This is a genomic window from Spirosoma utsteinense, from assembly GCF_014282275.1.
GTDB lineage: Bacteria > Bacteroidota > Bacteroidia > Cytophagales > Spirosomataceae > Spirosoma > Spirosoma utsteinense.
The window spans coordinates 1-24,337 of the sequence record NZ_VFIA01000026.1 but is presented as its reverse complement, the minus strand read 5'-3'; the positions used below and the strand labels follow the sequence as shown (position 1 = coordinate 24,337).

Annotated in this window: 22 protein-coding genes; 8 read left to right on the top strand and 14 right to left on the bottom strand. The window is 54.7% G+C overall.

The annotated features are described in order from the left end of the window. Positions 1–113: 113 nt before the first annotated feature. The 12 genes from FH603_RS18910 to FH603_RS18855 form a co-directional block, all read right to left on the bottom strand. Complete coding sequence (locus FH603_RS18910; RefSeq protein ID WP_186739262.1) at positions 114–548, bottom strand: response regulator; 435 nt, start codon at positions 546–548, stop codon at positions 114–116. A 102-nt stretch (positions 549–650) separates the two neighbouring features. Beyond that, complete coding sequence (locus tag FH603_RS18905) at positions 651–1,085, bottom strand: response regulator (protein WP_186739261.1); 435 nt, start codon at positions 1,083–1,085, stop codon at positions 651–653. A gap of 169 nt (positions 1,086–1,254) precedes the next feature. Next, on the bottom strand, positions 1,255–4,080 hold the full coding sequence (locus FH603_RS18900) for a M14 family metallopeptidase (RefSeq protein ID WP_186739260.1): 2,826 nt from the start codon (positions 4,078–4,080) through the stop codon (positions 1,255–1,257). 770 nt (positions 4,081–4,850) lie between these two features. Next, a complete protein-coding gene (locus FH603_RS18895) occupies positions 4,851–5,495 on the bottom strand; it encodes a carbonic anhydrase (protein ID WP_186739259.1) in 645 nt (214 codons plus the stop codon). A gap of 108 nt (positions 5,496–5,603) precedes the next feature. Beyond that, positions 5,604–6,767 (bottom strand): methionine aminotransferase, encoded by a 1,164-nt coding sequence (locus FH603_RS18890; protein ID WP_186739258.1) that lies wholly within the window; start codon positions 6,765–6,767, stop codon positions 5,604–5,606. A 53-nt stretch (positions 6,768–6,820) separates the two neighbouring features. After that, on the bottom strand, positions 6,821–7,069 hold the full coding sequence (locus tag FH603_RS18885) for a hypothetical protein (RefSeq protein WP_186739257.1): 249 nt from the start codon (positions 7,067–7,069) through the stop codon (positions 6,821–6,823). Positions 7,070–7,121: 52 nt separating this feature from the next. Continuing rightward, complete coding sequence (locus FH603_RS18880) at positions 7,122–8,024, bottom strand: bestrophin family protein (RefSeq protein WP_186739256.1); 903 nt, start codon at positions 8,022–8,024, stop codon at positions 7,122–7,124. Between the two features lie 145 nt (positions 8,025–8,169). Continuing rightward, positions 8,170–8,526, bottom strand: a complete 357-nt coding sequence (locus FH603_RS18875; RefSeq protein WP_186739255.1) for a hypothetical protein — start codon at positions 8,524–8,526, stop codon at positions 8,170–8,172. Positions 8,527–8,833: 307 nt separating this feature from the next. Beyond that, positions 8,834–9,721, bottom strand: a complete 888-nt coding sequence (locus tag FH603_RS18870) for a cation diffusion facilitator family transporter (RefSeq protein WP_186739254.1) — start codon at positions 9,719–9,721, stop codon at positions 8,834–8,836. A gap of 125 nt (positions 9,722–9,846) precedes the next feature. Then, positions 9,847–10,845 carry an NADP-dependent oxidoreductase gene (locus FH603_RS18865; protein ID WP_186739253.1) on the bottom strand — a complete coding sequence of 333 codons (999 nt, stop codon included), beginning with the start codon at positions 10,843–10,845 and terminating at the stop codon, positions 9,847–9,849. After that, positions 10,842–11,288, bottom strand: a complete 447-nt coding sequence (locus FH603_RS18860) for an organic hydroperoxide resistance protein (protein WP_186739252.1) — start codon at positions 11,286–11,288, stop codon at positions 10,842–10,844. Before FH603_RS18860 ends, FH603_RS18865 begins: the two co-directional genes overlap by 4 nt. Positions 11,289–11,299: 11 nt before the next feature. Further along, positions 11,300–11,731: a MarR family winged helix-turn-helix transcriptional regulator gene (locus FH603_RS18855; protein ID WP_186739251.1), complete on the bottom strand. Its 432-nt coding sequence runs from the start codon at positions 11,729–11,731 to the stop codon at positions 11,300–11,302. Between the two features lie 200 nt (positions 11,732–11,931). On the opposite strand from FH603_RS18855, the gene FH603_RS18850 reads away from it, so the two are divergent. After that, positions 11,932–12,336 (top strand): hypothetical protein, encoded by a 405-nt coding sequence (locus FH603_RS18850; protein ID WP_186739250.1) that lies wholly within the window; start codon positions 11,932–11,934, stop codon positions 12,334–12,336. A gap of 55 nt (positions 12,337–12,391) precedes the next feature. Further along, on the top strand, positions 12,392–13,141 hold the full coding sequence (locus FH603_RS18845; protein ID WP_186739249.1) for an acyl-CoA desaturase: 750 nt from the start codon (positions 12,392–12,394) through the stop codon (positions 13,139–13,141). A 254-nt stretch (positions 13,142–13,395) separates the two neighbouring features. Here the strand turns inward: FH603_RS18845 and FH603_RS18840 are convergent, their stop codons facing one another. Beyond that, positions 13,396–14,667 (bottom strand): M20/M25/M40 family metallo-hydrolase, encoded by a 1,272-nt coding sequence (locus FH603_RS18840; RefSeq protein ID WP_186739248.1) that lies wholly within the window; start codon positions 14,665–14,667, stop codon positions 13,396–13,398. Positions 14,668–14,897: 230 nt separating this feature from the next. On the opposite strand from FH603_RS18840, the gene FH603_RS18835 reads away from it, so the two are divergent. The 6 genes from FH603_RS18835 (at position 14,898) to FH603_RS18810 (ending at position 21,960) form a co-directional block, all read left to right on the top strand. Next, positions 14,898–16,457 carry a S10 family peptidase gene (locus tag FH603_RS18835; protein ID WP_186739246.1) on the top strand — a complete coding sequence of 520 codons (1,560 nt, stop codon included), beginning with the start codon at positions 14,898–14,900 and terminating at the stop codon, positions 16,455–16,457. Between the two features lie 38 nt (positions 16,458–16,495). Then, positions 16,496–16,699: a hypothetical protein gene (locus FH603_RS18830; protein WP_186739244.1), complete on the top strand. Its 204-nt coding sequence runs from the start codon at positions 16,496–16,498 to the stop codon at positions 16,697–16,699. Between the two features lie 246 nt (positions 16,700–16,945). Next, complete coding sequence (locus tag FH603_RS18825) at positions 16,946–18,085, top strand: amidohydrolase (RefSeq protein WP_186739242.1); 1,140 nt, start codon at positions 16,946–16,948, stop codon at positions 18,083–18,085. A 222-nt stretch (positions 18,086–18,307) separates the two neighbouring features. Then, positions 18,308–20,212: a CocE/NonD family hydrolase gene (locus FH603_RS18820; RefSeq protein WP_186739240.1), complete on the top strand. Its 1,905-nt coding sequence runs from the start codon at positions 18,308–18,310 to the stop codon at positions 20,210–20,212. 40 nt (positions 20,213–20,252) lie between these two features. Continuing rightward, positions 20,253–21,002 carry a subclass B1 metallo-beta-lactamase gene (gene bla / locus FH603_RS18815; RefSeq protein ID WP_186739238.1) on the top strand — a complete coding sequence of 250 codons (750 nt, stop codon included), beginning with the start codon at positions 20,253–20,255 and terminating at the stop codon, positions 21,000–21,002. 28 nt (positions 21,003–21,030) lie between these two features. Continuing rightward, positions 21,031–21,960, top strand: coding sequence for a nucleoside hydrolase (locus tag FH603_RS18810; protein WP_186739236.1), 930 nt, complete (start codon positions 21,031–21,033; stop codon positions 21,958–21,960). Between the two features lie 80 nt (positions 21,961–22,040). Here FH603_RS18810 and FH603_RS18805 read toward each other — a convergent pair whose 3' ends face one another. Then, complete coding sequence (locus tag FH603_RS18805; protein WP_186739234.1) at positions 22,041–24,218, bottom strand: S9 family peptidase; 2,178 nt, start codon at positions 24,216–24,218, stop codon at positions 22,041–22,043. Between the last annotated feature and the right edge of the window lie 119 nt (positions 24,219–24,337).

The window sequence follows — 24,337 nt, the reverse complement described above, 5'->3', positions numbered from 1 at the left end:
TGAACAGGAGAAAGTTGTGTAGCAGAAGTGCCGGACTTATTTATATACGGACAATAAAAAACACCCGGCCTCTTCCATAGAGACCGGGTGTTTTTGTTAAAAGTATGACCGTGTCAGGCGTTGCCTGATTGGGCTAGTCTATTGGTGTCTGATAACCACTCCCGTTGTAAATTGAGAACGACCTCGTTATACTGCTTGATGGTTGGGGGTTTGGTAATGAATCCGTTGGCCCTCAGTCGGCTCGCCACTTGCCGATCGATTGCCTGATCGGAGGTGGTCAGAATAACGATCGGCACCGATTCATAAGCGGGGTTCTGGCGAACCCGTTCGAGGGTTTCCAGGCCGCTCATAACGGGCATGTTTAAGTCCAGCAGTATCAAATTTGGTAAGCGTACCGATTCGGCCAGGGTTTCAAGCAGTTCGGCACCGTTGCTCAGGGTCTTGAGTTGAGAATCAGGACTCTGCTGGTTAAAGACCTGCTGAACCAAAAATCGGTCATCTTCATCATCATCTACGATGAACACCCAATTGGTATTGCTTCGAGCCATTCGTTATATATGTTGCTTTCTAGGTTTCAACTCAATTACACGGTTGGGAGTTCCTTTTTCGTGCCATTACCTATATACGCAGAAGACCTCTTTATGGATGTACTACTCGTCGCCGGTAAACCGGTTTGGGTGGAGGCAGTTCGACCAGTAATCGACAATGGCCTGTAGCTGAATCCGCATCTCCGGGATACTTTGCTTCTTTTCAAAAAATCCCTGTATCGTCAGTTCATACGCACCTTCGACCAGATGTTTATAGACAGGATGAGTTAGAAAGATAAACGGGATCGCCCGCTTTTTCAATTCCTCATCTGCTTCAATCTGACGGCGCAGCTCCAGCCCGTTCATCACCTGCATGCTCACCTCGGAAATGATAAGGAAAGGCCGCTGGTCGGTTGTACGCAGGTAATCCACAGCCCGCTGGCCGCTGGTAAAAAACAGAATAGGACTCAATGGGGCAATTTCCTCCAGGAGCGGTTTGAACAATAATTGATCGTCTTCATCATCGTCAATGAAGACAATGGGACCATTCACTTCCATAGATACTAGTGGTTTTTTCGGTTGTATGTTGATACAACCAGTGAATGTTTAGAGTGATTAAGCGGCCAATTCAAAGTTTATTATATGGCAGGGGGACCAACTGCGGGAAACCAGCCTGTTGAGACTGGTTTCCCGCAGTTGGTCCCCCTGGTTCAAGCCGTTTTCCGGACTATTCTCCGGCAGCGTGATCGCTGTCTGTCTGGCTGCCCGTACCAACCATATACAACTGGTTGAACAGCAGTTTAAAGGTGCCATGCGCCTGTGCCCGGAAGGTGATTTCGGGCCCGAAGGCATACAGCTTTCCGGAGCCAACGGGAGCTACAAAAGCGGCTACGCCATCCTGTAGATACGCCTGTCCCCAGGCCCAGCCACTGCGTAACGGCTTGGGGCTGTCGAACCACGCCAGCGGTTTTACCAACCCCCTGGCAATAGCGTCGGGCGCTATTTTGAATACCGGACTTGCGTCGAAATACACATCCGTCTGGTTTGCCATTCCCCAGGTGGCGTGTTGGGTAGAGTCCAGATTGACGCGGAGCACACTACCCGGAATGTAGTATTTTTCATTGGGAAGCGGTTTGTCCTGGCCGCTGGCCGTCATCTCCGTAAGCGCATTTTTTACCGGTAGGCCCAGGTGGTAGGCCAGGTTGGTGCTGCTCCCGATGGTTACCACCGTACCGCCTGCTTCGAGGAAGGCTTTCAGGGACGGAATCGATTTGGTGGCCGTGATCTTACCCAGTCGGGGCTGGTATTCGGCGGGGGTGTTCTCTGGTTTGGGCTCTCTGCTTAAGGCGCTGAACACATCCTCTTCCTTGCCACCAACGGGTGGAATGGCGCGGCTGACAAAAACGATCAGGTCATACTTCTTTCGCAAATCACCGGCATCGATGTCGCCCGGGTAAATAATCTTCATCGGGAAGTGATACTGTTCCATCATCCAGCGGATCCAGCCCGATGGCATCGACCCGCCATAGGTATCCCAGAGCGCAATGCGCATGGGCGACACCTTGGCCAGGGACGTCGTCGGCCGTTTGGCCAGCCCTGTGATCTCCAGCCCAAACTCTTTAGCCGACTTGTCCAACAGCCCTTTTGCTTTGGCAGAGGCCGGGACGAAGAACACGCCCGACTCAACGGTCGATTTGCCCCCCATGCCGTTGGGCATACGATACACGTCGATACCGGAAGCCAGCAGGTCATTGACGGCAATGAAGGAGTTATTCGATTTGGCGCTCAGCAGGTAACCGGCCGTTGGGGTTCCTGTGATATGCCCCTCGGGCGACTGAAGTTCGCCATACGGTAGTTTCCGGAATGGACCGTCGAAGCCGTCCAGGATACGGTCGAACTTCACATTCATCAGGTAAGCCAGCGTCCAGCCAGCCGCATCGTAGGGGCGAACCGGTGGGCCACCCGGATACTGAAAATCGTTGGGGTGATCCTGGGGCTCGAACATATCCAGCACGTGGGGCCGGAACGACTGATCGGTTTTAACGACGAACGAGCCCGCCGGGTATTTTTTGCCGGCCACGCTGAAGTCGGCGGTGGCCTGCTGCACCTGAATGCCGGTTCGGATCAGGGCGTTGATGAACTTGACGGCGGTAGCGAAATCAGGCTGGTTCTGGGGAATGATGAACCCCCGCGGGTCGCGCAGGACGGGCGCTTTCATGATGGTGTCATAATACTTGACCGGCATACCACCGCCCCGGGGGATCATGCCATACTGGGCCAGCGCTGCGTTGGTAGGGGGCGTCGCTTTTTTCGGGTCGTTCTTAAACGCTTCTTCAATGGCGTCGATCCGCTTGGGCGACAGGGCCCAGTAATCTTTACTGCCCCGCTCGATGGAGTTCTTACCCATGCGGTAGATATTGTATAGCAACTGATCTGACTGGCGGGCGGCATAGTCCAGCACGGCGTAGTTGAGCGATAGCGAGTAATCGATGGACTGTTTGAAGTGCCATTTCTGGGGCGTAACCGGGAACGGGGTATTGCCATTGGGAATGAGCCGTTTCGGCACCAGCGGCACATCTTCCGGCGTTGGGTCGCCAATGATTTCGGTCAGCAAACCGATCATATTGTGGAAGTGGGTCGTCGTGCGCAGACCGCCGTTATACCAGGTCGAGAAAACCGAACCGCCCAGGCGGGTAAAGCCCGGTTTGTTCTCGCCATTCAGGCGGTTGATCATGGCGGCTCCCAGGGCGTCGATACCCGTAATCATCATTGGGTCGAAGACGTAGTTGAAGGGGTCGCGGTAGGGGGGACCCGCCAGCACCGATCCCGCCGGGCCACGCTGGTGGTGGTTGTACATGATCTGAGGGATCCACTCCACAAACAGCTGGCGGCCGATGTTCTGGGTTTCCTTCATGTTGAGCATGAAGAAATCGCGGTTGTTATCGTGTCCCGCATATTTCTGGTACAGCCGGGGCAGGTTATCCAGCAATCGCTTTTCGGGGGTTGGCTCCCGCATGTACCAGTTGGTCACGATCTCCTGACCGTCGGGGTTGGCGTGGGTAAGCAGGATAACGTCCTTATCCAGGATGCGCATCGTTTCGGGGTCTTTGCGGCTCACCAACTGGTAGATCGTTTCGATCAACTGGTGGGTGCCAACGGTTTCCGTTGCGTGGAGGCCCCCGTCGATCCAGACAACGGCTTTACCTTCGTCGGCCAGGGCGTGGGCCTGCTCGTCGGTCAGGTTTTCGGCCCGGGCGAGTTTCTGGGATATCTCCTTGTAGCGATCCAGCTTTTTGATGTTCTCCGGCGACGAAACGATCAGCATGTACTGGTGGCGGCCTTCTTCGGTCAGGCCGATATCAACCAGTTTTACCCGATCCGAGGCCGCGGCTATTTTCTTGAAGTACGCTTCGGTTTGGGTGTAGGTGGCGAGTTTATAGTCGTCGCCGATATTGAAGCCGAAGTGCTCCTTCGGTGAGGGAATTGATTGCGTCCAGCCCGTGGTCAGGCTCAGCAGCAGGGCAACAAATAGTATGCTGGAGAAATAGCGCATTGTTAAGAAAGTGAGTTAGGGTTGTTGTGACGTTAGGTTGCGATGATACGATCCGGGTTCATGTAAGACAGGCAGTAAATGACCCGCAATGCTGATAAAAAAACAACTAATCGGGCTTCGGTGCAATTTGAGAGCGAAAGGTCTCACCAGAGAAGGCATTTTTATAGATGGAATGCCAAGTATACTTTAATAAATTTTATTAATTGGCGGTAGGGCGCAATAATATTCTACCGATCTCCAGATCGTATCTACAATCTTCTTATCGATTTAGCCGCGTTTTCAGCCGGTAGGTCTCGTTTTGCTGCTCCCCTAACGGCTTTGTATATATATGGGCATCAGCATTCTAAAAGCACGGCATGTACAACATCAGGCAGTACGGTTGACGATTGTACTCATCACTGATGTTCTCGATTGAAGGGGTCCGGCAGACTTAAGGGGAAAGGGCGTGTTTTTAATCCGTGTAAGATCGACGCGCCAGGTGATGCGAAGAGGCTGGCTGAACCGTAAGTCTGGATGTAAGCGCTAACGAAAGAAAAGGGGTACTAAGCAATCAAGCAAAATTAAACTGAAGTATGTTTGTCATTCCGAGGGACGAGGAATCTTCGGAGATGACTTGTAAAACCGCACTTATCCGAAGATTCCTCGTTCCTCGGAATGACAAATCACCGATTGAAAATAATGAAATTTAATTCTGCGCAATTACTTAAGCCGGACGAGGTATTGACGTCAATCGCAATACGCTCGCCGGCGGTCTGTTCAGGCAAGGTTAATTAGTACAGAAAACTTTGCTTGGCCAGGATATCTTTATTCTTGGTGACCATCGATTTGACGTCTACTTCCAGGTCAATCAATTGACCGTCGTGCAGATCGTATACCCACCCATAGATACCAATGAGCTTATTCTCCAGGATACTTTTCTGAACATAAGCGGCCTTGATCACATTCAGGCATTGTTCAGCTACGTTCAGCTCAACCAACCGGCGGTAGCGCTGGGTCTCATCGGTAAGGGCCGTTAGTTCATCATAATGCAGCCGGTATACGTCCGTCACGTTATGTAGCCAGCCGCTGAGCAGGCCCATGTCGGTAGGATTCATGGCTGCTTTGATGCCTCCGCAGCCATAATGACCACAAACGACGATGTATTTAACTTCCAGGTATTCGACCGCATACTGAATGACGGCCTGAACATTCATGTCGTTGTTGTCGACGATGTTCGCCACATTCCGGTGTACGAAAACCTCGCCGGGTCCAAGTCCCATAATTTCGTTGGCTGGCACCCGGCTGTCGGAACAGCCGATATACAGGAAATCCGGTTGCTGATCCTTGGATAAGCGAGCGAAGAAGTCAGGATCAGACGTTGTTTTTTCGGAAATCCACTGTTTGTTGTTTTCAAATACCTGTTGATAGCGATCCATAATGTTGACAGTAGGTGATAGTTATTCTTAACGGAACAGACTTGGTTCGATCTAATAACCCGGTTTAAAGTGTAGCTGTTTAATGAGTTTTTAATAAGGTCGATAAGCCTACAGGGAGCACAAGCGTTCGGCAGCTCTGAGCAGATCAGCATCCTCTTTGGCGAAGCAGAACCGAAGGATTTTATTATCGGTACGCTGGTGGTAAAATACCGATACCGGGATCGACGCAACACCAATTTCATGGGTCAGCCGCACGGCGAGGTCATAGTCGGGCTCGGTCGTAATGGCGGCATAGGAGACGGTCTGGAAAAAGCTCCCTTCGGTCGGTGTAAAGGTAAAGCGGGAGTCACGCAGGCTATCCAGAAACAGGTCGCGTTTGCGCTGGTAGAAATCAGGTAGTGCCCGGTAATGATCGGGCTGACTGAGGTAATCGGCGAGGGCGTATTGAATGGGGGTGACCGTGCTGAATGTCAGGTATTGATGGACCTTGCGAAATTCGGTGGTGAAGGCAGCCGGAGCAAGGCAGTAGCCTATTTTCCAGCCCGTAACATGGAACGTCTTGCCAAAAGATCCTACCACAAACGTTCGTTCGCGGAGGGTAGGATGGGTCATCAGGGAATGGTGTATACGCTGGTCGAAGAGAATATGCTCGTAGACTTCATCGCTTACGATCCAGATGTCGCGATCCCGCACAAGACGAGCCAGCTGCGTCAGGTCGTCGGCTGTCCAGACCCGCCCGCTGGGGTTATGGGGCGTATTCACGATCATGAGCCGCGTCCGGTCGGTAATCGCGTCGGCTACCGTCGGCCAGTCGATGCTGTAATCGGGTGCCGACAGGGCCACATAGACCGGCACCCCGCCGTTCAGGTCAATAGCCGGTACATAGCAATCGTAGGCCGGTTCGAACACAATTACTTCGTCGCCCGGACGAACGACCGCCGTTACGGCATCGAAAATGGCTTCACTGGCACCCGAAGTGATCGTGATTTCCGTGTCGGGATCATATCCGACGCCGTAGCAGGCGAGCGTTTTGCGGGCGATGGCATCGCGCAGCACCGGCACACCCGCCATGGGCGCATACTGGTTAAGGTTGCTTCGAAGATACTTTTCCACCAGCGATACCAGTACCGGATCGCAGTTGAAACCAGGAAAGCCCTGCGCCAGATTGATAGCCCCCACATCAGTCGCCAGTTTGGACATAACGGTAAAAATAGTAGTGCCTACGCTGGGGAGTTTAGAGGCTAGCTGTAGCCGGGACGACGTTGGAATCATAGCGTATCGGTAGGAGGGGTAACTACGGTTTTCAGGCAATAGCCCTTACCGGTTTAAACAACCGGTGCGTAAAGTGTAAGGATATCCCGGGCAAATTTAATGGCCTGACGCTTCGAAAGCGTTATCGTAGCCGACTCAACCGGAAAATGACCGATTGCTGTGTTGTCGAACGTATTGATGGTAAAATGGCAATCCTCCAGGCCGTCGCTGGCATACGTGAAGGCCTGAACGGTACTATACAGGGAACCATGACCGCGGGACTTATAGCGATCGGTATCAAAAGAAAACGTTGTCTTTTTCATAAATCAGTCAAAGCGCAGGTTATCAGCTACGATCAGCTAAAGAGAGCGAACGCTACAGGGCGTAATAGGGCTCTGCTGGTAGGGGTGGTGGAATGGAATGAAACCCCGTGATCGTCTTGAGGGTGATCTCGATCGAGCGGGCAATGGTGGTGACGGGTGTGTCGGTGGGTTTATTGTTGAAAGGATTCTGGAGCTGAAGCGCACTTTTTTCGATCAGAATAAACGCCGAAGCAATCACGGTAACGAGCGGCACATCGAGGAAATAAATAGCCGCTTCGAAACAGAAAGGGAGGATGGCGGCAAAAAGATAGATGAACACCCGCATGTTGAAGGTGTAGGTTTGGGGGAAGATCGTTCTTTTGATGCGCTCACACCGCCCCATCGAATCGGTCAGACTATTGAGCGTAGTGCTGAGGTGATTCATCTGAAAGTCGGTCAGTAGTTTTGCGTCGTAGAGCTGGCGGATGGCCATACCATGCTCCGTCAGCAGGGCGTTCGGTTTATTGTCAGACTGCGCGATTCGTTCCGCATCGGCCGGAGACAGAAATTGGTGCAGGCGCTCATTCACACCCTGTTCCCGTAACGAATCGCCCAGCACGTAGCACCACGCACACTGGCGCATGACGAACGACTGGATCACCGCCTGCCGATCGGGCGTTTCGTCGCCCAGGAACATCTGAAGCTGCCGGATGAAGCTGCGGCTGTCATTGACGATAGCCCCCCACACGATCCGGGCCTCCCACCAGCGATCATAAGCCTGATTGGTGCGGAAAGCGAGCAGCAGCGATATACAGGTACCGAGCAGGGTAGGAATGGCAACGGGGATCGTCAGCGTCCACAGGCTGAAATATAATTTGATCAGAACGACCAGATTGGCAAACAGGAAGACGAACAAAGCCTCCCGGCGTATTTCGCGGACATAAAACGTTAATGGGATTGATTTGTCGAGTAGCATAAATGATAAACGGTTATTGTGACGACTCACAAAAGGTCGGGGGTAGGTAGCCCTGGATACGGATCGTGCCAGGGTGATAGTCACGACAAGCCACCCTCTTTTTCAAGAAAGAACAGGCAGACGATTATCAACCGATGGCCATTGGCTAACAGGCCTGGCGTTGCGGGGGCGGGGAGTTGATGTCGGAAACCAGACCAGCTACAAATGCCGGTTGGAACGGTATCAGCGTGGTTAAAAGGGGCAAACCTGGAAATGTGGGCGTGTGCAGGGAAAACGACGGGGTAAAGACATAGTCTTTTTCCAACAGCGTTTGCTCCACTTCTTCTTCCGGTTCATCCGGTTCAGGAATCGGGTCTTCCAGATCCAGGCAATCTTCCAGAACCGGTTCAGGCAGGGTCTCGGTGTCGTTGAGCGCTAAATCCTGCCGCTGCTCCCCCTGCGCTACCCAACCGCGGTATTGGTCTGGTGAATGAACGCTGAGTGTAAGGACGTATAAACTCATGCACAGGCAAATCAGTCTGTGTATGAGCGAGGTATGTCTGTGGGGTTGAATCAATAGACGAATAGCAGTAAGGCAAACACGCATACAGGTAATTGTATGTCAGACCAATAGCAAAGCGCGCTGGCCAACCTGGTCCGATTTTATCAGGAAGTATTCCTAGAGTTTAACTCTATTTTTAACGAAGGTGTTTAGGTGGTCAGGTCTTTTAGTGACCCGGTCGGTGCTATTCATCGGCCAGCCAGTTGCACAAAATCCACGCTGGTTCAGCCACCTGAAGGCCGCCTGAAACCCCGTTGACCCGCCTGGGTCAAACAGGTTCGATATGCACCAGCACGTCGTAAACGGCGGGTTTCTCGGCGATGATGGCGGCTTTAACGGCATGCGCGATGGTATGACCTTCACTAACGCTCAGTTCGCCCGGCACCAGCACGTGGAGGTCGACGAAATACTCGAACCCGGTCTTGCGAACGCGGTATTTGTCGATGCCTTTTACGTGAGGAATCTGGCGGGCAATGGCCTCCAGTTCCGGTTGCCAGTCGCCCGCCGGCGTTTCGTCCATGATCTCGCCGAACGAGGGCCGGAAGATGTGATACGCGTTGTAGATGATGAATCCTGACGCCAGGAGGGCCGCCCAGTCGTCGGCGCTTTCGTAGCCAGGACCGCCAATCAGGGCAACGCCAATGCCTATGAAAGCGGTTAACGAGGTGATGGCGTCGCTGCGGTGGTGCCAGGCATCGGCTTTAACCGCGCTGCTTTCCACTTCGGCTCCAACTTTAGCAATACGCCGAAACAGTATTTCCTTTATCACCACCACTCCCGCCAGTACCGCCAGCGTAAACGGCTTGGGTATCTCGTGTGGGGTCTGGATATTCTGTACGCTCTGTACGGCAATCAGTACGGCCGCGCCCACCAGCGCCAGCGCCACAACCATAGCCGCCAGGGGTTCGGCTTTGCCATGCCCGTAGGGGTGGTTCCGGTCGGGTGCTTTCGAGGCTGTCCGTAGGCCGAACCAGACAAAAATAGAGGTGACAATGTCGGTCGCCGATTCGAGGGCGTCGGCGATGAGGGCATACGAATTTCCCAGCCAGCCAGCAGTTCCCTTGACCAGTACCAATCCAATATTGACGGCAATACCGACAAGAGTGGTTTTTTCGCCCCGTCTTGCTTTGTGGGGTTCCAGCGTGGATGGTTCCATAGTGTCTATCGGGTTGTAACGTCGCTATACGTAATACTACCAGACAAAAGGAACTGTTTACGGGCTTAGACCGCAGCCCAAGTCCATAAACAGTTCCTTTTGGAGGGTGCCCTGTTGGTCAGCGTCTAGACCTCTACGATCATTTTACCCGTATTCTGACCGGTAAACAGGCCCAGCATGGCTTCGGGAAGTTTGTCGAATCCGTTCAGGGTCGTCTCGGTATACTTGAGCTTACCTTCTGTAACCCAGGCCGCCAGCTGACGAACACCTTCGCCAAAACGATTCTGATAATTACTGACGATGAACCCCTGCATGAGCACGCTGCGGGTGAGCAGCATCGGCTGGATACGGGGTCCGGTTGGTATCTCGGTTGTGTTGTATAAGGCAATCTGTCCGCACAGCGGAATACGGGCATGGAAGTTCAAGTTTCTGATCACCGCATCCGATACCTCACCACCGACGTTATCGAAATAGACATCGACACCGTCCGGGCAGGCTTCGGCTATTGCTTTGGTCAGGTCTGGTGCGGTCTTGTAGTTGACGACCGCGTCGAACCCGAATTCGTTTTGGAGGAGGGTAACCTTGTCGTCCGATCCGGCAATGCCCACAACGCGACATCCCTGGATTTTGGCAATCTGCCCGACAATGATGCCTACAGCACCGGCTGAGCCCGACACCACTACGGTTTCACCCGCTTTAGGCTTGCCAATGTCCAGCAGACCGAAATAGGCGGTCAGGCCCGGCATACCCAGGATACCCAGGTAATAGCTGGCGGGTGCCAGACTGGGGTCCAGTTTCTTCAGGCTGTTGCCCGGAACGACTGCCTGCGTTGCCCAGGGGAGGGTACCCGTCACCAGATCGCCGGGGGCAAAGCCTTCGGCCTGGCTTTCGATCACGTTACCGACGGCACCACCCGCGAGAGGTTCGCCAACGACAAACGGTGGAACATACGATTTCGCATCATTCATGCGACCGCGCATGTAAGGGTCAACGGAGAAGTAAGTGGGTTCAACCAGTACCTCACCCGGCTTGAGCGGGGAGAGTTGAACGTCTTCAAATTGAAACGTTGCCGTATCCGGCATCCCCTTAGGGCGCGATGCCAGCACTATTTGTTGATTATTCATGCTACTGCGTTTGTTTGATCCAGGCTGGTCACTGCCAGCGTTACGTCGATGTTGCCACGGGTGGCGTTCGAATAGGGGCACACCTGGTGGGCTTTGGCAACGAGTTCTTCGGCCGTTGCCTGATCGACACCCGGCACGTTCACGGCCAGCGTCACGGCCAAACCGAAGCCACCCGCTTCCAGCTTGCCGATGCTTACTGCGGAGTCTACGGTGGTCGTCCCCGTTTTCACTTTTCCCATCCGGATAACCAGGTTCAGGGCGCTATCGAAACAGGCGGCATAACCAGCCGCGAAAAGTTGCTCGGGATTGGTGAAGGCACCACCACCGCCCCCTAATTCACGGGGCGTACGAACGTCGAGGTTCAGAACCTGATCGGATGAAGTGACATGGCCATCGCGTCCGCCGGTAGCGGTGGCATGAGCCGTATACAGTGCTTGTAACATGGTGTATTGATTTATTTTATGACAGAAATTTGATCCAGTAAGGTTTGTAGCTGCACACGCAGCGCAATCAACGGCTCATTGCCCAGGTTCAGACTGGCCTGCAGATCAGTTGGTACGTTGAGTGCCTGCTCCTGTAGCGCCCGCCCGCTTTCGGTAAGCTGAATGGTGACCTGGCGCTCGTCGGCCGGGTTACGGGTACGGCTGATGAGCCCTTTCTGCTCCATTCGTTTCAGCAGAGGGGTGAGCGTACCGGAATCCAGCAGGAGCCGATCGCCGATGTCGCTTACCGAAACACGATCCGTTTCCCAGAGCAGCAACAGCACCAGATACTGCGGATAGGTCAGGTCAAGTTTCTCCAGCAACGGCCGGTAGAGTGCCGTTACCTGACGCGATAAGGCGTAGAGAGGGAAACAGACTTGATTAGCGAGCAATAACTTATCCATTGTCTACAATTAAATTGTGTACAATATAATAACCCGGTCAACCTGGGAAAGGTTTAGCCGGGCGGTACTTTTTTTGTCGGCCGGTACGCCTGACCTGTCACGACAGGCCTAACCAAACTCATTTATCGACGTGACGAGTGTCAGGAAGGGCGTTTTGCGGGAGGTCTACTTTTACTGCCGAAAGTTCTTCACCGCTTCTTATGCCCGAGATACCGATCGATTTGCCCCAGGGTGGTGATCCCTTAGTCGCTCAGACCTGCCAGAGCCAACACCTGTACTGGATCACGCTCATTAGTCGAAACGAAGCCGAAGCCGGTCAACTCCTGCTGTGGCTGACCAACTTGCCGAAAAAGCAAAATCTCTCCCGACTGAGTCATGAGGCTATTCTATACTATAGCCATCTGAAGCGCATAGAAACCAATTGTCAGCGCTTGCGGCTGAATATGGTTTGCGAACGTTCGTCCTGCACCCCAACCGATCGAACATTCTGTTGTAAACCGAACACCGGTTTGTACACAAGTATGGCCATTACTGCCGAACTCCACAGACTGTCCGATGAACTGAATCAGGTCAAAGCCGGATGCCAGCAGTTTCACCACCTTTAAATTCGTTTTATTTATTCACTCGCCGTTCCGGTTCATGCCGGACCTCTGTCTCTTAATGATCATTCTCGCTTTTTTTCTCGCCCACTGGTACCTGTCGGTACTAATGCAAACGCTATTTCTTCACCGCTATGCCGCCCACCAGATGTTCACGATGAGCAAAGGCTGGGAAAAAGTATTCTACATCCTTACGTTTATTGGGCAGGGTTCTTCATTTCTGAGCCCCCGTGCTTACGGGATCATGCACCGCCTGCATCACGCCCATGCCGACACCGATCAGGACCCGCACTCGCCGGACTTCTCCAAAAATCTGTTCGATATGATGTGGAAGACGCGTACCTACTATAACGACATCCTCAACGACCGGGATTCGATACCGGCAAAGTTCAAGAAAGGCGTACCCAACTGGCCGTGGATGGAGCGGCTGGGCGACCGGTGGCCAGTGCGGCTGGCGTGGGGAACGGCCTATACACTGTTCTACATCCAGTTTGCAACCTCGCCCTGGCTGTTTCTGCTCCTGCCCATCCATTTTTTTATGGGACCGGTTCACGGTGCCATCATTAACTGGTATGCACACCGGTATGGGTATATCAACTTTGTTGTTAACGACACCGCCCGGAATCTGCTGCCCTTCGATTTCCTGATGATGGGCGAATCCTACCACAATAACCACCACAAATACGGTGGCCGACCCAACTTCGGTGGTTTCCGCTGGCACGAGTTCGACCCGGCCTATCCGTTGCTGAAACTCCTCAACGCGCTCCACATCGTAAAACTACGCGTTGGCCGCGATGAAGCGTATATGTGAAGAGAACGCTGATTTTTAGGATTGGGTATGATGATTAGGTTCGGTTACGAAGCCTAAAAAGGTTACCTTTTCTAATAACCGCTATCAAATAACCACTACCAGGGGCTACGCCCACTGGCAGGGTGCGAACTTAACCCTGCCAGTGGGCGTAGCCCCTGGTAGTGGTTATTTGATAGCGGTTATTTGGTAGTGGTTATTTGATAGTGGTTATTTGAAACGGTTATTAGAAAATTACTGCCCTACCAATCAGCTTTCTATCGCGTCAGCCGGTACATGAACAAAGCCGCGCGCTGAATCAGCAACGGATATTCTTTCGTGTTCATGGTTTCCTCGATGCTGTGCGCGCCCTTGCCCGAAGCACCCAGTCCATCGAGGCAGGGCATGTACTGCGCCACGAACGATACATCGCCCGCCCCGCGCGAACCTGGATCACCCGCCTGAACCGGCCCCAGACCCATATCCTGACTGAGTTTGTCAAGTTGTTTGCGTAGTTCGTCGTTGGCCGCCGAGGGCTCCATGCCGGGAATGCCGTCGGAGAACGAGATGGTGGCTTTGGTCAGGGGCAGGTTTTTCTCGACGATTTCGCGCATCCGGCTGCGGGCGCTTTCCTTCTGGGCTTCGGTCAGGAACCGCAGATCACCTTTGACCAGCGCGGTACCCGCCACAATGTTCGTTTTGCCGATGGTTTCAGCTTTGGCGGTTTTGTCGTCGTAATGCACTTCCGAACCGCCCACGATCAGGCCGGGATTGAACGTCAGGTATTGTTCCTGACCCAGCGTGCGACGGAATTCGTTCAGAATCCGGACGGCTTCGTAAATAGCGCCGTAGCCGAGGTCGCTGAAAATGCGGGAAGAATGGCCGGTACGGGCTTTTACGTTGAGCGTCCAGCTGCTCGACCCCCGCCGACCGGTGGTGACGCTGTGCAGGCCCTGCGCCGTTTCGAAGGCCAGCGCTACATCGCATTTTCTGGCCCGGTCCACGAAGTCGATCCGGCTGGCGGCCCCGCCACCGCTCTCTTCGTCGCCTGTGAAATAGACCGTAATGGACGTATCGTCGAGCAGTTTCTGGGCGTGCAGGGCTTTGAGGGCCGCAATCACCAGCACGTCGCCCCCTTTAATGTCGTTGACACCCTGACCAGCGGCCGTAGAGTCGTTGACGCGGGTGAACGGCTCCATCGGCAGGCTCTTCTCGAAGACCGTATCGAGGTGTCCGATCAGGAATAGTTTCTTGCCTTTTTTGCCCTGCCGCGTGGCCACCAGATGACCGGCCCGGTTGAGCGAGTCGGGGAGGGTGATCCATTCGGTTTTGAACCCCAGTTTGTCGAGTTCATCCGACATCAATTTACCCACTGTCCGCACCCCTTCTTTATTGAGTGAACCGCTGTTGATGTTGACAACTTTTTCGAGAAAGGCCTCGGTCTCGGGCATCTGTTTTTGAACGGTGGCTAGAACGGCTTTCTCGGGTTTGGTGAGCGACTGAGCCAGAACGGCGGGACTCAATAGAAGCAGGACGTATAGGTAGTTCATGATGGTGATTTAGTTAGGCGATCGGGCTAAAATACGGAAACTTGGGCAGGGGCTTTCGACTGGTTCGGTTAAGTGCAACTTATCCTTTGCTGAGGTCTACTGATCCGTAAAATGAGCGGCTTTCTGCGGTAGCACCAAATAGTATTCTGCGTTTCTTTCTATCTTCGACCGAAAAACGGGCTACTGTCCCCTGTCACCCAACCCTGTTCGTATCACTCATCTTCCTATTCATGAAACACGTTTTCCTCACCGTACTTATCGGGGTTTCTACACTCATCGGCGCACAGGCGCAGAAACCAGCCTCTGCCGAGAAGCAAGCCGCCAAAGACGAAAAAGCAACCGCCGTCGACAAAACCAGCCCCCGCACCCTGAATATGGATTCGCAGGTGGTGACCAGCGGTCAGGTCACCATCAAAGGGCAGAAAGTGCTGTATAAATCGACGGTTGGCACGATTCCCGTCTGGGACGAAGAAGGCAAACCCGTAGCAGGCGTCTTTTTTACCTATTTCGAGCGCTCCGACATAACCGACCGGTCGGCGCGCCCGCTGGTGATCTCGTTCAATGGCGGTCCGGGTACGGCCTCGGTCTGGATGATGATTGGCTACACTGGTCCGCGCATCCTGAAAATCGATGACGAAGGATACCCTGTGCAACCTTACGGGATCAAAGACAACCCGAACTCTATTCTGGATGTGGCCGATATCGTTTATGTCGATCCGGTCAACACGGGTTTCTCGCGGCCTGCCAATAAAGACGTACCCGCTGCGAAACTGTTCTTCGGCGTCAATCAGGACATCAAATACCTGGCCGACTGGCTCAACACCTTCGTAAGCCGTAACAACCGCTGGGCGTCGCCGAAGTACCTGATCGGCGAGAGCTACGGGACGACGCGGGTGTCGGGGCTGGCGCTGGAACTGCAAAACGCGCACTGGATGTACCTGAACGGGGTTATTCTGGTATCGCCTACCGACCTGGGTATCGAGCGCGACGGACCGGCCAAAGGGGCCTTGAAATTACCGTACTTTGCCGCTACGGCCTGGTACCACAAAGCCCTTCCCGCCGATCTGCAAAAGAAGGACCTGACCGACGTGCTGCCTGAAGTGGAAGCGTTCACGATCCAGGAATACCTGCCCGCGCTGGCGTTGGGCGGCTCGCTCACCGACCAGAAACGGAAGGAGATTGCGGCTAAGGTGGCCCGCTATTCGGGGCTGACGGAAACGGCGGTGATGCAGCAAAACCTGGACGTGCCTGCCAACTATTTCTGGAAGGAACTCCTGCGCAGCAAGAGCCAGACGGTAGGCCGGCTGGATTCGCGCTACCTCGGTATGGACAGCAAAGACGCGGGTGTTGCCCCCGATTATAACGCGGAGCTGACCTCCTGGCTGCACTCGTTTACACCCGCCATCAACATGTTCATGCGCGAAGAACTGAACTACAAAACCGACCTTAAATACTACATGTTCGGCCCGACCTTTCCGTGGGACAACAGCAACAACAAGACCGGCGAAAACCTGCGTCAGGCCATGGCCCAGAACCCGTACCTGCACGTGCTGGTACAGTCGGGCTACTACGACGGAGCCTGCGACTACTTCAACGCCAAATACAACATGTGGCAGATGGACGCCAGCGGCAAGCTGAAAGACCGGATCGATTGGGAAGGTTACCGGAGCGGCCACATGATGTACCTCCGCAAGGAAGACCTCGCTACCAGCAACGAGCACCTGCGGAAGTTTATCCAGAAGAGCACGCCCAAAAACAGCGAACCCGCCAAGTATTCGGGAAGCCGGTAGTGTTGAAACAGCCCGTGTAGTTCTGAACAACCACCCTCATGGCGAAGCTCAGGAAAATAGCGGTAACCGTCGTGATGGTGGTTGTTTGGTTTGTCATGTTCGCCATGCTCATACCTATGGAAAGCAGTCGGGGACAGTGGGCGACGGTAGCGATCTGCCTGCTGATCAACGGCGGGCTGGCAGTGCTGTACAGTTGTATCGGCAACCGCCCCGCTACGTTCCGGCAATGGCTAAAGCGATAAAGTAAGGTGAGCTATGGCGCTGTTCAACCACGCTAGGGGTGTCCTGTCAATAGAAAATAGTCTGCTTAGTTAATTCCAGCCCCGTTAGGGGCGGCCCCATAGTTTGTCTACGAATTGGGTCGCCCCTACGAAGCTGAGATGGGATGAACAGGACACCCCAACGGAGTTGATCGTCCGGGTAAAACGTATGATGGCCACTAGGGTATTAAGAATGTTCCCCACAAGGCACGGTAAACGAATAGCTATATGACACGGTACGAACCCGATCGGTTTATCCAGTTCCGGCGGGAACTTCACCAATTTCCCGACCTGTCCGGTCAGGAAGTTGACACGCGCCACCGGATCAAAGCCTTCGTCAGTCAGTTTGCGCCCAGCCGGATGACCGACGTTGCCGGTACCGGACTGCTGCTGCAATACGGCCAGGACGCGCCGGGGCCGGTCACGCTGATCCGGGCCGATATCGACGCCCTGCCGATACAGGAAGTCAACACCTTTGCTCACCGGTCGCAATACGAAGGGGTTTCGCACAAATGCGGTCACGACGGCCACGCGGCTATCCTGGCCCGGCTGGCGTCGCTGCTGGCCGAAAATCCGATTATGAAAGGGCGGGTATACCTGGTATTCCAGCCCGCCGAAGAAACGGGGCAGGGTGCCGCAGCGGTGCTGAACGACCCGGCTTTTGCCGAAATCCGACCTGACCGGGCTTTTGCGCTGCATAATCTGCCGGGCTACGAACAAGGCGTTATTGTCTGTAAACCCGGCCCGTTCACGCCGTCGGTGCTGAGCATGATCGTTACATTTACCGGTTACGTATCGCACTCGGCTGAACCGGAGAACGGACTGAACCCGGCTTACGCTATGGCCGATTTCATGCTGAAGGCCAGACAGGCCCAGCAGCCCGATCCGGCATCCGATGACTTTGCGCTGATCACCCCCGTGTACACCACTATGGGCGAGCGGTCGTACGGCATATCGGCCGGGTACGGCGAAGTACACCTCACGCTCCGAACCCAAAATGCCGGCCGGATGGACGCGCTGACTACCGACCTGCTGGCCATAGTATCGAAGTTGTCGGCAGAGAGCGGTCTTGTTGTTGCGGTTAGCTACACCGATGCTTTCTTTGCCAATGAAAATGACGAAAAAGCCGTTGAACAGATCAGAGCAAGTGCCCGGATGCGCGGGTATGACTTTATCGAAAAGCAGGAGCCGTTCAAATGGGGAGAGGATTTTGGCCTGTTCACCCAAACCTATAAAGGCGCTATGTTTGGCATCGGTAACGGAATCGACTCCCCGGCGCTGCACAACAACGACTATGATTTCAATGATGCCCTGATCGAACCGGCTGCCCGGCTGTTTCTGGATCTGATCGAGCTGGAGCACCAGTAACGCAAAACGCAATGCTTATTTTTTAAGATATAAAGCTCTTCAGGTTTATGTTGTATCCTAGCCGGGCTGGCGTATCCTGGACGGCCACGTCCGGGCGAGAATAAAATCTATTTTTACCCGGACGTGGCCGTCCAGGATACGCCAGCCCGGCCAGGATACAACATAAACCTGAACAAATTTTATTACTCAAATAAAACGATCAACATCATTCCTCTATTTGCTTTGAAAACACTCCGCTATCTGCTGTTGCTGATTCCGTTTAGTGCGGCTGCACAATCGACCCCATCGACCAATCCATACCCGTTCACCCCCGCCCAGGACTCGGTCTACGTGCGTGAGAACTACCAGAAGCTTGAATACATGGTGCCCATGCGCGACGGCACCAAGCTCTTTACGCAGGTCTACGCGCCAAAAGACCAGGCGACCAAACACCCGATTATCATGCAGCGAACGCCCTATAGCTGCCAGCCGTACGGCGTCGACCGCATCCGTCGGCGGGTAGGCCCCAACGCCTTCATGCTGCGCGATAACTACATTGTCGTCTACCAGGATGTGCGGGGACGCTGGGCATCGGAAGGGACGTTCGTGGAAATGACTCCGCATATCGACGCTAAAAAAGGGAAGGCCGACCACGACGAAGCATCGGATACGTATGACACGATCGACTGGCTGCTAAAGAACATTCCTGCCAACAACGGTAACGTGGGGCAGTGGGGAATCAGTTACCCCGGCTTCTACGCGTCGGCGGGCGCGGTTTCGGAGCATCCAGCCCTGAAAGCGTCCTCCCCACAGGCACCTATGGCCGACCTCTGGCGCGACGATGCTTTCCATAATGGCGCATTCATGATCGCGGGCAACTTCTCGTTTTATACCTTTTTTCAGGAACACAAGCAGCCTACGAAGCAAAACCCACCAGCCCTCTTTGAGGTCAACGACCCCGATGGCTATCATTTCTACCTGAACATGGGGCCAACGGCAAATTCGGAAAGCCAGTATTACAAAGGCCGCAACAAGTACTACCACGAAAACTTCGATCACCCCAGCTACGATGACCACTGGAAGAAGCGCAACATTTTGCCGCATCTCAACGGCATCAAACACGCTGTCATGGTCGTGGGCGGCTGGTACGACGAGCAGGACCTGTTCGGTACGTTCAACACCTACAAGGCGATCGAGAAACAGAACCCGGGTATCCAGAATGTCTTCGTTGTGGGACCGTGGGTTCATGGCGGCTGGGCGGGCCCGTCGGGACAGACGCTGGCCGATCTTGACTTCGGCTCGAAAACCGCGCCTTATTATCAGGAAACGATCGAAGCTAAATTTTTCAAACATTACCTCTTCAGCGAACCGAATCGCCAGACCGCCACGCCACTTGACCTGCCCGAAGCTACGTTGTTCGAAACGGGAACCAACCGCTGGCGCACCTTCGATACCTACCCACCCAAGGGAACCGTATCGAAGCAGTTGTTTTTGGGAAGCAACGGAACACTGGGCTTTACACCGTCGGCTACGGGGGCTGCCTTCTCTGAATTTCTGTCGGACCCCGCCCATCCGGTACCGTTTTCCAGCAAGATCAACGATGGCTTTTCGGCAGAGTACATGGTCGAAGATCAGCGGTTTGCCGCGTCCCGGCCCGACGTGCTGACCTTCCAGACCGATGCCCTCACCGAGGACCTGACGCTGGCCGGGCCCATCCTGGCGCAACTCACCGTCTCGACAACCGGCACCGATGCCGACTGGGTCGTGAAAGTCATCGACGTCTACCCGCCCGATGCTCCGCAGGACCCTAAAAAGCCCGACGTAGTGTTTGGAAACTACCAGCAGTTGATCCGAAGCGAGATCATCCGGGGGCGGTATCGCAACAACCCCGGCAAGCCCGAAGCGTTTACACCCAATACCCCCACACCTGTAGCCGTTGAGTTGCAGGACGTGCTGCATACGATCAAAAAGGGCCACCGGCTTATGGTCCAGATCCAGAGTTCGTGCTTCCCGTTCAGCGACCTCAATCCGCAAACGTTCGTGCCCATCTTCAGCGCAAAACCGGCCGATTACCGGAAAGCGAACCATCGGGTATATCACAGTAAGACGGGTGCCAGCTTCCTGAAAGTTGGCGTATTGGCACAGTGATCGATTAGGATCGTATAAACGAGTTAACCCAAAACCATTCATGCGCATTCTATTGACCATTTTAATGGGCCTGCTGCTTGCTAGCCGTATGCAGGCCCAAACTGTACCGACACCCCCAATTTCGGTGACGCCCATCAGCGACAGGGTGTTTGTTCACATAACCTACGGTATGTACGGTGGTAAACCTTACCCATCCAACGGATTGATCATCGACACCAAAGACGGGGTCGTGCTGGTGGACACGGGCTGGGACAGTGATACCAGTACCGATAACACGCGCCAGGTCCTGCAATGGGTCTCTACGAACCTGCACAAGCCGGTTCGACTGTGTATCGTCACCCACGCGCACGATGATCGGGTGGCAGGAATCAGTGAACTCCGCAAGGCGGGTGTGCGCGTTATCAGCACCCCGGCAACCGCCCGGAAGTCCGTTGAGCGGGGTTTCCAGTCGCCCGACGCTATTTTGCCCGGCGACACCACCTTCTCGATTGGTCAGGAATCCATCCGCTGCTTCTTCCCCGGAGAAGGGCATACGAGCGATAACATTGTCGTCTGGCTGCCGAAGCATCAGGTCCTGTTCGGGGGATGTCTGGTGAAGAGTGTAGCTGTTTTTGGCATGGGTAACCTCGCCGACGCCAACGTAAACGCCTGGGCAGGCTCCATCCGGAAGCTGATGAGCCAGTTTGGTACGGCCCGGGTCGTGGTGCCCGGCCATGAGGATGTGAGCGACGCTAAGGCGCTGGAACATACCCTGCAACTGGTAACCAAATACACAGCCGCCAAAAAATGAGTACGACAACCTGCTACGCTAACCGATAATGCCGAAATTTCTTTTAATGGATCACGACGGTGCGATTGACGATCTGTTATCTCAATTGCTCGTGCTGACAATGCCCGATGTCGACCTGATCGGTATTACCGTTACCCCTGCCGACTGCTATATTGAGCCCGCGCTCGAATCGACCTACAAACTGCTCCAGTTAATGGGCCGGGAGGATATTCCGATCGGACGAGGTGATTACAACGGTATCAACGCCTTCCCGAACGAGTGGCGGGCGCGCCCCGAAATCATCAACGCCCTGCCGCTGTTGATCAACCTGCCCCCCTCGCCCGATCCGTATGCCTGCCTGAGCGCCCCGGATCTGATCATTGAGAAACTTTCCGGCGCTGCCGATCAAGTTACCGTTCTGATGACCGGTCCCTGTTCCAACCTGGTGCTGGCCCTGGAGAAAGCACCCGAACTGAAGGGTAAAATTGACGAGGTTATCTGGATGGCGGGGGCGTTTCGGACGCAAGGCAACGTGCAGACGTTTCAGCACGACGGCACGGCCGAATGGAATGTGTTCTGGGACCCGATCAGTTCACAAAAGCTGCTGTCTTACGAGCTACCGTTAACGCTGATTCCGCTGGACGTAACGAACCAGGTGCCGGTAACGAAGGCGTTTCTGTCGCGGCTGGCAACGCAAATCGACTATACATTATCCAACCTGACGGGCCAGCTCTGGGCACTGACGATCGACACCATACCGAGCTACCACTACACCTATTTCATGTGGGATATTCTGGCCACGAGCTATCTGGCTATGCCCGGTCAGTTCACGACCGAAGTGGTAAAAGCAACCGTCAGCACCCGTCCGCCTAATGCCGGACAGACCTGTCTGGATGAATCGGGCTACCCGCTCACCATCGCTACCGGGGTCAATACGACCTATTTTTATGACTATCTGCTGGCGCAATTTAAGCGTTGATTCTAAAGGTGTCGGATCTGGATCCCGACACCTTTAGACAGCACAGGAATCAACGGCACCCCCACATCCACACACTACATTTACTGCTTCGCTTTCATCAGCTTTCGCTTGAAATAATCGGCGGTGGCGGCTCCCATTTTCAGGGCGTTGCTGTGCTTCATCCAGTGGTGGGTATCGTCGACGATGACCAGCGTTTCCATGGCGACGCCCTGCTTGTCGAGCCGCCGGACCAGGTCGGTGCTCTGGTTGAACCGGACGTTCCGGTCGTCGTCGCCATGAATGATCAGTACGGGCGATGTCCAGCTGCTCACCGACGAAACAGGCGAGGCTTCCCATTCAATTTTAGCGGCTTTCTCCAGGTCGGGGACCTTCTCGTAACGGTCGCCCGGTTTATTGCCTTCTCCCGCCTGGCTCCAGTCATGAACACCGTGAATGTCGACCCCGGCCGCAAACAGTTTGGAGTCGCGGGCAAGGGCCAGTGCGGTCAGGTAGCCCCCGTAGGAGCCGCCGTAGATGCCAATTCGGGCGGGATCGACCTGCGTTTGTTTCGTGAGCCACACGGCCGCAGCCCGCACGTCCTGGTACTCCGACGCACCCAGTTCGCCACCGTTGGCGGGTTTGTGAAAGGCATAGCCGTAGCCAATACCCAGGCGGTAGTTCACCGACAGCACCACGAAGCCCTGGCTGGCCAGGTACTGATTCATAGCGTAGGCGTTGGCGTAATAATCCGAGTAGTTCCAGCCCAGCAGCATCTGGCGGGGCGGGCCACCATGCACGTAAATGAGGGCCGGGCTACGCTCTGCCAATTTCTTCGATGAACCACCCGCCGGTTCGAACAACTGACCGTGAACGGTCACGCCATCGGGCGAGGTGAACGTTACCTGTCTGGGCGTAACCAGCTGGCCCTGGGGAAAGCTGGCCGGTATCAGGTTCTGACCCAGTAGTTTGGGCGTGCCTTTGGTGAATGCCATCACGGCGGGCAGGGGCGGGCGTTGTGCCGTTGCGCTGATCAGGGCGATGGTGGCCCCGTCACCTGTTACGACCGGTGTCCATTCGAGTCCGGTTCCGGGCGTGAGCACTTCCATGGTGGCTTTATCGACAGGTACCCGTACGACATGCCGTCGGTCGATGTCCAGCTTGTCGGGGCCGGTGTTGCCGCTGAATAGCAACCATTTGCGATCGTGGCTCATGGTGATATGTTCGGCCATGAACGGCGTGGGCGTCAGCAGGAGGGGAGCGCCCCCCGACGATGCGATGGAGTACAGATGTGGCCAGTTATCCTGGTAGGACAGGAATACGATGCGGTCGTTGGCGGCCCAGTTCAGGTTAAATCCGCCATGGGTGGTGGGTACCGAACCGGCCAGCGTTTTGGGTGCCTGCCAGAGTTGAGCCGCCCTACCTGATACAGCATCGGCCGTCCAGATGGACCACGGGCGGTGTTTAGGTGTTAAAATCGAATCGGGAGCGCCACCGGAACCCTGTGTACGAACAAACACCAGCCGCTTGCCATCGGGCGACCAGCGCGGGGAGCCGTCTTTGGCGAAGGTGGGGGCAATCCAGGTGATGGGGGCCGCTTCGCTGGTGAAAACCCCCACGAAAGCGTGATCCTTTCGGTCGCAGACAAAGGCCAGTTTCGACCCATCGGGCGACCAGGCCAGGGAGCCGTTGGTACCCCGGGCGGTAAACAAAATTTTAGCGGCCGATGATCCGTCGGCAGGTGCTATCCAGACCTGACCAGCTTTGACAAACGCGATCCGGGCTGGCGTGCCCCGGGCTGACGTGCCCCGGGCTGGCGTTCCCCCATCGCTCCCCGGTGAAAAGACGGGCGCATCGCCTTCAGCTATGGCCCTGGGCTCGCCACCCGCAAACGGGACGCTCCATATCTGCACTTTAGGCGGAGTTGGACTCGACAGTGTATTGACGGGTAGCTCATCGTCCCAGTTGGAGCCGTGGTCACCACCGCGAACATAAACGACCCACTTGCCATCATCTGAAATCGACAGGCTGGTCAACTCCTGGCCGTCGTCTTCGGTGTAGTTCGTTAGTTTTCGGGGCGTAAAGTCCGGTCCTTCGGCGACATAGACATTTCGTTTGCCCTGCTCATCAAAGGCCCATGCCAGCTTCGCCCCCTGCGCCGAACTGGTGAGTCCGGTTGGAAAAGGGTAGCTTTTTATTGACTCTAGTGAGAAAGATTGTGCCTGAACGGACAGGCTGGCACAAAGGCCCAATAGTATACATAGTAAACTGATTTTTTTCATAGAGGTACTTAGAGTATGTTTTGGATAGTCTAAAAATGAGAGTCCGTCTTATCTTGTAGTTACCAAGCTCCAAGATCATGAACGAATCGTTTCAAGCACTAACGGACTCTCAATGGCAA

Coding starts and splice junctions, on each gene's coding strand:
- FH603_RS18810 (WP_186739236.1), top strand. CDS start 21,031: ATGCCGAAATTTCTTTTAATGGATCACGACGGTGCGATTGACGATCTG.
- FH603_RS18905 (WP_186739261.1), bottom strand. CDS start 1,085: ATGGAAGTGAATGGTCCCATTGTCTTCATTGACGATGATGAAGACGAT.
- FH603_RS18865 (WP_186739253.1), bottom strand. CDS start 10,845: ATGAATAATCAACAAATAGTGCTGGCATCGCGCCCTAAGGGGATGCCG.
- FH603_RS18885 (WP_186739257.1), bottom strand. CDS start 7,069: ATGAAAAAGACAACGTTTTCTTTTGATACCGATCGCTATAAGTCCCGC.
- FH603_RS18855 (WP_186739251.1), bottom strand. CDS start 11,731: ATGGATAAGTTATTGCTCGCTAATCAAGTCTGTTTCCCTCTCTACGCC.
- FH603_RS18860 (WP_186739252.1), bottom strand. CDS start 11,288: ATGTTACAAGCACTGTATACGGCTCATGCCACCGCTACCGGCGGACGC.
- FH603_RS18850 (WP_186739250.1), top strand. CDS start 11,932: ATGCCCGAGATACCGATCGATTTGCCCCAGGGTGGTGATCCCTTAGTC.
- bla (WP_186739238.1), top strand. CDS start 20,253: ATGCGCATTCTATTGACCATTTTAATGGGCCTGCTGCTTGCTAGCCGT.
- FH603_RS18880 (WP_186739256.1), bottom strand. CDS start 8,024: ATGCTACTCGACAAATCAATCCCATTAACGTTTTATGTCCGCGAAATA.
- FH603_RS18830 (WP_186739244.1), top strand. CDS start 16,496: ATGGCGAAGCTCAGGAAAATAGCGGTAACCGTCGTGATGGTGGTTGTT.
- FH603_RS18870 (WP_186739254.1), bottom strand. CDS start 9,721: ATGGAACCATCCACGCTGGAACCCCACAAAGCAAGACGGGGCGAAAAA.
- FH603_RS18910 (WP_186739262.1), bottom strand. CDS start 548: ATGGCTCGAAGCAATACCAATTGGGTGTTCATCGTAGATGATGATGAA.
- FH603_RS18805 (WP_186739234.1), bottom strand. CDS start 24,218: ATGAAAAAAATCAGTTTACTATGTATACTATTGGGCCTTTGTGCCAGC.
- FH603_RS18845 (WP_186739249.1), top strand. CDS start 12,392: ATGATCATTCTCGCTTTTTTTCTCGCCCACTGGTACCTGTCGGTACTA.
- FH603_RS18875 (WP_186739255.1), bottom strand. CDS start 8,526: ATGAGTTTATACGTCCTTACACTCAGCGTTCATTCACCAGACCAATAC.
- FH603_RS18835 (WP_186739246.1), top strand. CDS start 14,898: ATGAAACACGTTTTCCTCACCGTACTTATCGGGGTTTCTACACTCATC.
- FH603_RS18840 (WP_186739248.1), bottom strand. CDS start 14,667: ATGAACTACCTATACGTCCTGCTTCTATTGAGTCCCGCCGTTCTGGCT.
- FH603_RS18825 (WP_186739242.1), top strand. CDS start 16,946: ATGACACGGTACGAACCCGATCGGTTTATCCAGTTCCGGCGGGAACTT.
- FH603_RS18890 (WP_186739258.1), bottom strand. CDS start 6,767: ATGATTCCAACGTCGTCCCGGCTACAGCTAGCCTCTAAACTCCCCAGC.
- FH603_RS18895 (WP_186739259.1), bottom strand. CDS start 5,495: ATGGATCGCTATCAACAGGTATTTGAAAACAACAAACAGTGGATTTCC.
- FH603_RS18900 (WP_186739260.1), bottom strand. CDS start 4,080: ATGCGCTATTTCTCCAGCATACTATTTGTTGCCCTGCTGCTGAGCCTG.